Genomic DNA, 9,315 nt, shown 5'->3' with positions numbered 1-9,315 from the left:
GGGTGGTAGGGCGCGGGGGGAAGGAGGCACGTTGCGCTTCCGTGCTCATGCACCCCCCGTTTCCTCATGCCCGGGCCGCTCGTCCGGCGCGGGCCGGTGTCGTCGTGCCCGAGGCCCGGCACGGAATCGTCCCGGGCACACCTACCCGTACGGACGGAGCGTCATCCCGGCGCGGATCCCCGGCCGGCGCCCTGCGCCGTACGTGCGCGTCACTCTACGGCTTGTTCCTGGGCGAACGGGAACCAGTCCACGAGGCCGGGGCATCTGCCCGGAACGTCCCCCTACCCTGCGGTAATCCGGTCTGGCAGGCTGCGTTCATGACTGCGCGTGCCGCCGACCGGGCCCGTTACGACCGGGCCACCGCCCATCTCGACGCCCCTCTCGCGATCGTGGACCTGGAGGCTTTCGACGCCAACGCCGCCGATCTGGTCCGCCGCGCCGGGGGCAAGCCGATCCGCGTCGCCAGCAAGTCCGTGCGCTGCCGGGCGCTGCTGGAGCGCGTCCTGGCCCGGGACGGCTTCGCGGGGATCATGTCGTTCACGCTCGCCGAGTCGCTGTGGCTGGCCCGGTCGGGATTCGACGACGTACTGCTCGCCTACCCGTCCGCCGACCGCGCGGCCTACGCCGAACTCGCCGGTGATCCCAAGCTCGCCGCCGCCGTGACCGTCATGGTCGACGACGTCGCCCAGCTGGACCTGATCGACGCCTCCCGGGGCGGCGGGCGTGAAGTGGTGCGGGTGTGCCTGGAGTTGGACACCTCCCTGAAGCTGCTCGGCGGGCGGGTGCGGGTCGGGGCCCGGCGTTCGCCGCTGCACTCCCCCGCCCAAGTCGCCGACGTGGCACGGGCGGTGGCCCGGCGGCCCGGCTTCGAGGTCGTGGGGATCATGGCGTACGAGGGGCATGTCGCCGGGGTCGGGGACTCGCTGGCCGGGCGTCCTCTGCGGTCCCGTGCGATCCGGCTGATGCAGGCCGCGGCCAAGCGTGAACTCGCCGAGCGGCGTGCGGAGGTGGTGCGCGCGGTGCGGGCCGTCGTGCCGGACCTGGAGTTCGTCAACGGCGGCGGCACCGGCTCGGTGCAGCACACGGCGGCCGAGGACGCGGTGACCGAGATCGCCGCCGGATCGGGGCTGTACGTGCCGCGTCTGTTCGACAACTACACGTCGTTCAGCGGCCGTCCGGCGGCCCTGTTCGCCATGCCCGTGGTGCGGCGGCCGGGGGTGGGAGTGGTGACCGTGCTCGGTGGCGGGTATCCCGCCTCGGGTGCGGCCGGGGCCGACCGGTCCCCGGTGCCGTACCTCCCGGAGGGGCTGCGCTACGACCCTCAGGAGGGTGCCGGTGAGGTGCAGACGCCGCTGCTCGGCTCGCCCGCCGACGATCTGCTGATCGGGGACAAGGTGTGGTTCCGGCACGCGAAGGCCGGTGAGCTGTGCGAGCGGTTCGACGCGCTGCACCTGGTCGAGGGTGACGCGGTGACGGAGACCGTGCCCACCTACCGCGGCGAGGGCCACACGTTCCTCTGAGCCGGGCCGGGCGTCAGTCCGTCGGGCCGATGCTGCTGCCGACGCCGCCGCCGGTGTCCGCGTCGCCGAACGGGCGGATGCCCTTGGTGACGCGGTCCATGTCGGCGAGCGGCGGTCCGTCCTCGCCGGCGTCGAAGACGTACCGGACGAGGACCGGCGACTCGGTGCCGACGCTGGACGGGAAGACGAGCGACTGGACGTAACCCCCGGGCCCCTTGGCGGTCTTCACGCGCCAGCGCACCAGGTATCCGGCGCGGCCCGCCACCGCGACCGGGCCGGACTTGACGACCTGGTGCGACGTGATGCCGCCGTGGAGCTCGCGGCCGAGGCTGTCGCGGTCGTAGGCCTCGTCGGCCGCGTCGGAGATGTCGGCCTTGGCGAGGGCCTCGGGGGACTTCTCGTCGTTCTCGGTCACCGTGCGGGAGAAGACCATGCCGTGGCGGCACAGGCCCACGCCGCCGGGGCAGTCGTAGGTGCCGTCGGTCGTCATGACGACGTCGTCCTGGGCGACGTGCTGCGGGCGGACCCAGCCGTCGAGCAGCGGGAACGTGACGCCGTTGAGCTGGTCCTCGACGACCGCGGGGTCGTCGGCGGACGGCTCGGAGGTGGATGCCTCGGGGGTCGGTTCCGGCGAGCCGGGTGGGGAGGCGGAGGTGGTGGTCGGGGCCGTCCTGGTCGTGGTGCCGTCGCCGTCGCCCCCGCCGAGGACGACGGCTCCGGTGACGATCGCCGCGACCAGGACGAGGCCCGTGGCGGTCAGGACGACCGCCTTGGTGCGGCCGGTGCCGCCGCCCGGCGGCGGGGCGGCGGGGGCCTCGGGCGCGCGGCGGTGCTCGGTCCAGGCCGTGCCGTCCCACCAGCGCTGCAGGTGCGGTGCGTGCGGGTCGGGATACCAGCCGGGCGGAGGCGTCATGCTCATCCCGGCACTGTAGGGCGCGGCCCGGCCCGTCCGGAGCCCGACTACAGGGGTGTGACGTACGCCCCCGCGATCCCGCCGTCGACCAGGAAGTCGGTGGCGTTCACGAACGAGGAGTCGTCGCTGGCGAGGAAGGCCACGGCGGCGGCGATCTCCTCGGCCTCGGCGAACCGGCCCAGCGGGATGTGCACCAGGCGGCGCGCGGCCCGCTCCGGGTCCTTGGCGAAAAGCTCCTGGAGGAGCGGGGTGTTGACCGGGCCGGGGCACAGGGCGTTCACGCGGATGCCCTCGCGGGCGAACTGCACGCCCAGTTCACGGGACATGGCGAGGACGCCGCCCTTGGACGCCGTGTACGAGATCTGGGAGGTCGCCGCGCCCATCCTGGCGACGAAGGACGCGGTGTTGATGATCGAGCCCCGGCCCTGGCGCCGCATGTAGGGGATGGCGGCCTTGCAGCACAGGTAGACGGAGGTGAGGTTGACCTCCTGGACGCGCTTCCAGGCCTCCAGGCCGGTCTCCAGGATGGAGTCGTCGTCGGGCGGGGAGATGCCGGCGTTGTTGAAGGCGATGTCGACGCTGCCGTAGGTGTCGTGGGCGGTCTTGAAGAGGGCCTCGACCTGCTCGGGGTCGGTCACGTCGACCTTCACGAAGGTGCCGCCGACCTCCTCGGCGGCGGCCTTGCCGCGGGTGTCGTCGACGTCGCCGCAGACGACGTGGGCGCCCTCGGAGGCGAGGCGGCGGGCCGCGGCGAGGCCGATGCCGCTGCCGGCTCCGGTGACGACGGCGGTACGGCCGACCAGGCGGCGGCAGATGTTTTCCTGGACAGTCACTGTGCGGGGCCCTCCGTGCTGATGAAGACGTTCTTGGTTTCGGTGAAGGCGGCCAGGGCGTCGGGGCCGAGCTCGCGGCCGACCCCGGACTGCTTGTAGCCGCCGAACGGGGTCCAGTAGCGGACGCTGGCGTGGGAGTTGACGGACAGGTTGCCGGCGCGGACGGCCTGGGAGACGCGCAGGGCGCGGCCGACGTCGCGGGTCCAGATGGAGCCGGAGAGGCCGTAGGGGGTGCCGTTGGCGAGGCGGATCGCGTCCTGCTCGTCGGTGAAGGGCAGGAGGACGGCGACGGGGCCGAAGATCTCCTCGCAGGCCGCCGCCGAGTCCGGGCTCTCGCCGGTGAGGACGGTCGGCGGGAACCAGAAGCCCGGGCCCTCGGGTGCGCTGCCGCGCAGAGCCGGGGCGCCGTCCGGTACGAAACCGCGGACCCGGTCGAGCTGCTGCCGGGAGATCAGCGGGCCCATCTGGGTCTTCTCGTCGGCCGGGTCGCCCACCACCACGGCGGCCAGCGCCTCGGCGAGATGCTCGCGGACCTCGTCGTAGACGGACTCCTGGACCAGGACGCGGGTGCGGGCGCAGCAGTCCTGGCCGGAGTTGTCCAGGAAGGAGAAGGGGTCGACGGCTGTCTTGAGGTCGGCGTCGGCGAAGACGATGTTGGGGCTCTTGCCGCCGAGTTCGAGGGTGACGGGCTTGACCTGCTCGGCGCCGAGGGCCGCGACGCGCGTCCCGGTCCGGGTGGAGCCGGTGAAGACGATCTTGGCGACTCCGGGGTGCCGGACCAGGGCGTCGCCCGTGATGTCGCCGCGTCCGGGCAGGACCTGGAAGAGGTGCTCCGGGAGTCCTGCCTCCAGGGCGAGTTCGGCGAGGCGCAGGGCGGTGAGCGGGGTGGTCTCGGCGGGCTTGAGGATGACGGCGTTGCCTGCGGCGAGGGCGGGGGCGGTGCCCCAGGCGGCGATCGGCATGGGGAAGTTCCAGGGCGCGATCACGCCGACGACCCCGAGCGGTTCGAGGATCGTGACGTTCAGCCCGCCGGGCACCGGGATCTGCCGGCCGGTGAGCCGCTCCACTCCCCCGGCCGCGTAGTCCAGCAGGTCACGGACGTTGCCGGCCTCCCAGCGGGCGTTGCCGATGAGGTGGCCGGCCTCCCGGACCTCCAGGCGGGCCAGTTCCTCCAGGTGCTCGTCGACGATGGCCGCGAATCGGCGCAGCAGCCGGGCGCGGTCCGCGGGAGGCAGGGCGGCCCAGATCCGCTGTGCCCTGGCGGCGTGGGTGACGGCCGCGTCGACGTCGTCCGGACTCGCCCCGGCGACGGCGGCGACGACCTCCTCGGTCGCGGGGTTCAGTACTTCCAGAAGGTGCTCGGAAGACACGAAGGACCTCACATGCGTTCGAAGGAGCGGCGCAGCTCCCAGTCGGTCACCGCGGCGTCGAAGGCGTCCAGTTCGACGCGCGCCATGTTGCGGTAGTGCGCGACGACCTCGTCGCCGAAGGCGGCCCGGGCGATGGGGCTGTTCTCCCAGAGCTCGGCGGCCTCGCGCAGGGTGGTGGGGACGTGGTCGAGGTCGGCGGCGTAGGCGTTGCCGGGGCAGGGCTCGGGCAGCTCCAGCTTCTGCTCGATGCCGTGCAGTCCGGCCGCGACCAGTCCGGCGACGGCGAGGTAGGGGTTGACGTCGCCGCCGGGCAGGCGGTTCTCGAAGCGCAGGGAGCGGCCGTGGCCGACCACGCGCAGCGCGCAGGTGCGGTTGTCCTGACCCCAGGCGACGGCGGTCGGGGCGAAGGAGCCGGGCTGGAACCGCTTGTAGGAGTTGATGTTGGGGGCGTAGAGCAGGGAGAAGTCGCGCAGGGCGGCGAGCTGGCCGGCGAGGAAGTGCCGCATGACCTCGGACATGCCGCCTTCGAGGTCGCCGGCCATGGCGTTGGTGCCGTCGGCGTCGGCGAGCGAGAGGTGGATGTGACAGGAGTTGCCCTCGCGCTCGTTGTACTTGGCCATGAAGGTGATCGACATGCCCTCCTGGGCGGCGATCTCCTTGGCACCGGTCTTGTAGACGGAGTGCTGGTCGCAGGTGACCAGGGCCTCGTCGTAGCGGAAGGCGATCTCGTGCTGGCCGGGGTTGCACTCGCCCTTGGCGGACTCGACGGTGAGGCCGGCGCCGGCCATCTCGTTGCGGATGCGGCGCAGCAGGGGCTCGATGCGACCGGTGCCGAGGACCGAGTAGTCGATGTTGTACTGGTTGGCCGGGGTCAGACCCTTGTAGCCGGCATCCCAGGCCTGTTCGTAGGTGTCCTTGAAGACGATGAACTCCAGCTCGGTGCCGACCTGGGCGGTGTAGCCGAGTTCGGCGAGGCGCTCCAGCTGACGGCGCAGGATCTGCCGGGGGGCGGCGACGACCGGGGAGCCGTCGCTCCAGGCGAGGTCGGCGTGGAGCATGGCCGTGCCCGCGTTCCAGGGGACGCGGCGCAGGGTGGTGAGGTCGGGGTGCATGGCGAAGTCGCCGTAGCCCCGGTCCCAGGAGGACATGGCGTAGCCGTCGACCGTGTTCATCTCGGTGTCGACGGCGAGCAGGTAGTTGCAGCCCTCGGTGCCGTGGTGGAGGACCTCGTCGAGGAAGAAGCGTGCGGCGAACCGCTTGCCCTGGAGCCGTCCTTGCATGTCGGGGAAGGCCAGGACGACAGTGTCGATCTCACCGCCGGCGACGAGGGTGTGCAGTTCCTCGACGCTCAGCGGGGGTGTGCGGTCTGCCACGGGAAGGCCTCCTAGGCTCCTTGGATCCGCTGCCGGCTCCTTGGATCCGCTGCCTTGGATCCGCCGGGAGCCATAAGGTATTGCCGAGGACCATTGCTTGGGAAGGGGGTACGGCCACATGCCGGAGGAAGCTGGGGGCGGGAAGGTGCGGGACGGACTGACGCCGGTGCTGCGCCCGGTGCGCGCGGGCAACGGCTTCGAGGAGGCGCTGGAGCAGATCCTGCAGGTCGTACGGCTGGGTCTGGTGCCGGGGGGAGAGCGTCTGCCGGCCGAGCGGGAGCTGGCGGAGCGGCTGGGGATCAGCCGGGTGACGCTGCGCGAAGTGCTGAAGGTGCTCCAGGACCAGGGGCTCGTCGAGTCGCGGCGCGGCCGGTACGGCGGGACGTTCGTGCTGCCGCGCGTCGAGGCCGTCGGCGAGGACGAGCTGCGGCGCCGGGTCGCCGAGGTCGACATAGAGGACGTGCTGCGGTTCCGGGAGGTGCTGGAGGTGGGCGCGGCCGGGCTGTGCGCGGCGCACGGGCTGGAGGAGAAGCAGGCGGACCGGCTGCGCGAGGCCCTGGCGCGCACGCACGACGCGCCGCTCGCCGAGTACCGCCGCCTGGACACGCTGCTGCACCTCACGATCGCCGAGCTGTCCGGCTCCCCCACCCTCACCGCCCAGTACGCGGCCGTCCGCGCGACCGTCAACGACCTGCTCGACTGCATCCCGCTGCTGGTGCGCAACCTGGAGCACTCCCAGCGGCAGCACACCGCCCTGGTGGAGGCGGTGATCGAGGGCGACGCCGACCAGGCGCGGGAGATCATGCGCGAGCACTGCGGGGGGACGGCGGCGCTGCTGCGGGGGTTCCTCGGCTGAGCCGGGCGCTGTCGTCGCGCGGTGAGGATTTACGGGCGATTAACGCAGAGGTATTGCCTTCCCGGGTCGGCACCGCAAAGGTATGGCTCCATTCCATTGAATCTCAGCCTGCTCGACCCCGTGAACAGCCGCCGCCCCGTCGGGAGTCTGCTTATGTCCCAGGAACCCACCCTCACACCCGCCGCCCCGGAGGGCGACGACTATCTCGAACGCAGGGCGCTGCGCCGCGGCAGCGCCGGCTGGGTGCTGCTGACCGGTCTCGGCGTCGCCTACGTCGTCTCCGGCGACTACTCGGGCTGGAACTTCGGCCTGGCCGAGGGCGGCTTCGGAGGCCTCGCGATCGCCATGGTGCTCATGGGCGCGATGTACGCGTGCATGGTCTTCGCCCTCGCCGAGCTGTCCTCGATCCTGCCCACCGCGGGCGGCGGCTACGGCTTCGCCCGGCGGGCGCTCGGCCCCTGGGGCGGCTTCCTGACCGGCACGGCGATCCTCATCGAGTACGTCCTCGCGCCGGCCGCCATCGTCATCTTCATCGGTGACTACGTCGAGTCGCTGGGCCTGTTCGGCCTGGAGTCCGGCTGGCCGATGTACCTGGTCTGCTTCGCGATCTTCCTCGGTATCCACCTGTGGGGCGTCGGCGAGGCGCTGCGCTTCAGCTTCGTCGTCACCGGCATAGCCGTGGTCGCGCTGATCGTGTTCGCCCTGGCGGCGCTGCCCGACTTCTCCTTCGCGTCGCTGGACGACATCCCGGTCGACCCCTCCGCCGCGGGCTCGAACTCCTGGCTGCCGTTCGGCCTGCTCGGCATCTGGGCGGCGTTCCCGTTCGGCATGTGGTTCTTCCTGGGCGTCGAGGGCGTGCCGCTGGCGGCCGAGGAGACCAAGGACCCGGCCCGTACGCTGCCGAAGGCGATCCGCTGGTCGATGGGCATCCTGGTGGTGCTCGCGGTCGTCACGTTCTTCGCGGCGGCCGGGGCACGCGGTTCCGCCGCGATCCAGGAGGCGGGCAACCCGCTGGTCGAGGCGCTCCAGCCGAACGGCGAGGCGACGACCCTGAGCCGGATCGTCAACTACGCGGGCCTCGCCGGCCTGGTGGCGTCGTTCTTCTCCCTGATCTACGCCGGATCGCGCCAGCTGTTCGCCCTGTCCCGCGCGGGCTACCTGCCCCGGTTCCTGTCGCTCACCAGCCGCCGGAAGGCTCCCTACCTGGGCCTGCTGGTGCCCGGTACGATCGGCTTCCTGCTGGCGGCGGTCTCGGGCAACGGCGCGCGGATGCTGAACATCGCCGTCTTCGGCGCGACCATCTCCTACGCGCTGATGTCCCTGTCGCACATCGTGCTGCGCCGCAGGGAGCCGGAACTGGAGCGGCCGTACCGGACACCGGGCGGGGTGCTGACGTCGTCGGTCGCGCTGGTACTGGCCTGTGCGGCGCTGGTCGCCACGTTCCTGGTGGATGTGACGGCGGCGCTGATCGCGCTCCTGGTGTACGCCGTCGCCGTCGCCTACTTCGGCCTGTACAGCCGCAAGCACCTGGTGGCGAAGGCGCCGGAGGAGGAGTTCGCGGCGCTGGCGGCGGCCGAGGCAGAGTTGGCAAGGGACTGAGTAGTTCGACCGTGAGGGAGTTGTCGTGACCAGGCCGTTGATCGGCGTCAGCACCTATCTGGAGTCCGGTGCGCGCTGGGGCGTGTGGGAGCTGGAGGCCGCCCTGCTGCCGGTCGGCTACCCCCGGTTGGTCCAGCGGGCCGGCGGCCTGGCCGCGATGCTGCCGCCGGACGACACGCGGTACGCCGCGGAGGCCGTGGCCCGGCTGGACGGGCTGGTCATCGCGGGCGGGCCGGACGTCGAGCCGGTGCGCTACGGCGCGGAGCGCGAGCCGCGTACGGGGCCGCCGGCGCCGGAGCGGGACGCGTGGGAACTGGCCCTGATCGACGCGGCGCTGGCGGCCAGGGTGCCGTTGCTGGGGATCTGCCGGGGCATGCAGCTGCTGAATGTCGCCCTCGGGGGGACGCTCGTGCAGCACATCGACGGGCACGCCGAGGTCGTGGGCGTCTTCGGGGGGCACGCCGTCAAGCCGGTGCCGGGGAGTCTGTACGCCGGTGTCGTGCCGGAGGAGACGTTCGTGCCGACGTATCACCACCAGGCCGTGGACCGCCTGGGCGAGGGCCTGGTCCCCTCGGCGTACGCGGCGGACGGCACGGTGGAGGCGGTGGAACTGCCCTCTGCCGACTGGGTGCTGGGCGTGCAGTGGCATCCGGAGATGGGTGAGGACGTGCGGGTGATGAGGGCGCTGGTGGAGGCGGCCATGCCCCGTGAGCCGGGCTTCCTGACCGACTGATTCGGGTGGTGGGTGGGCACAGGCCGGGGGTCCAGGGGGTGGAGCCCCCTGGTCACGGCGCGCCGCTATCCCCGCGTCAGCGACAGCAGGTCCCGCGCCGGCCCCGTCGGACGGTGCC

8 protein-coding genes are annotated in these 9,315 nt (G+C 72.3%); 4 read left to right on the top strand and 4 right to left on the bottom strand.

The annotated features are described in order from the left end of the window. The first annotated feature begins 317 nt into the window (after positions 1-317). Positions 318-1,520 (top strand): amino acid deaminase/aldolase, encoded by a 1,203-nt coding sequence (locus K4G64_RS36635; RefSeq protein WP_221760202.1) that lies wholly within the window; start codon positions 318-320, stop codon positions 1,518-1,520. 13 nt (positions 1,521-1,533) lie between these two features. Here K4G64_RS36635 and K4G64_RS36630 read toward each other — a convergent pair whose 3' ends face one another. From K4G64_RS36630 to K4G64_RS36615, 4 genes are read right to left on the bottom strand one after another with little or no spacing between them, the layout of a single operon-like run. Next, positions 1,534-2,433, bottom strand: a complete 900-nt coding sequence (locus K4G64_RS36630; RefSeq protein WP_221760204.1) for a DUF2510 domain-containing protein — start codon at positions 2,431-2,433, stop codon at positions 1,534-1,536. 47 nt (positions 2,434-2,480) lie between these two features. Then, positions 2,481-3,266 carry a 3-oxoacyl-ACP reductase gene (locus K4G64_RS36625; protein WP_221760201.1) on the bottom strand — a complete coding sequence of 262 codons (786 nt, stop codon included), beginning with the start codon at positions 3,264-3,266 and terminating at the stop codon, positions 2,481-2,483. Next, positions 3,263-4,636, bottom strand: coding sequence for an aldehyde dehydrogenase (locus tag K4G64_RS36620; protein WP_221760200.1), 1,374 nt, complete (start codon positions 4,634-4,636; stop codon positions 3,263-3,265). The genes K4G64_RS36625 and K4G64_RS36620 overlap by 4 nt, the downstream gene beginning before the upstream one ends. A gap of 8 nt (positions 4,637-4,644) precedes the next feature. Further along, the gene (locus K4G64_RS36615; RefSeq protein ID WP_221760199.1) at positions 4,645-6,009 is read right to left on the bottom strand and encodes a glutamine synthetase family protein; all 1,365 of its coding nucleotides are present in this window, start codon (positions 6,007-6,009) and stop codon (positions 4,645-4,647) included. A 118-nt stretch (positions 6,010-6,127) separates the two neighbouring features. On the opposite strand from K4G64_RS36615, the gene K4G64_RS36610 reads away from it, so the two are divergent. The 3 genes from K4G64_RS36610 (at position 6,128) to K4G64_RS36600 (ending at position 9,197) form a co-directional block, all read left to right on the top strand. After that, positions 6,128-6,865, top strand: coding sequence for a FadR/GntR family transcriptional regulator (locus K4G64_RS36610; protein WP_221760198.1), 738 nt, complete (start codon positions 6,128-6,130; stop codon positions 6,863-6,865). 153 nt (positions 6,866-7,018) lie between these two features. After that, positions 7,019-8,464, top strand: coding sequence for an ethanolamine permease (gene eat / locus K4G64_RS36605; protein WP_221760197.1), 1,446 nt, complete (start codon positions 7,019-7,021; stop codon positions 8,462-8,464). A gap of 37 nt (positions 8,465-8,501) precedes the next feature. Further along, positions 8,502-9,197, top strand: a complete 696-nt coding sequence (locus K4G64_RS36600; RefSeq protein ID WP_221760203.1) for a gamma-glutamyl-gamma-aminobutyrate hydrolase family protein — start codon at positions 8,502-8,504, stop codon at positions 9,195-9,197. Positions 9,198-9,315: the final 118 nt, after the last annotated feature.

The sequence above is a fragment of the Streptomyces sp. WAC04114 genome (genome assembly GCF_019733245.1).
Classification (GTDB): domain Bacteria; phylum Actinomycetota; class Actinomycetes; order Streptomycetales; family Streptomycetaceae; genus Streptomyces; species Streptomyces massasporeus_A.
This window is presented reverse-complemented; position numbering and strand designations above follow the sequence as displayed.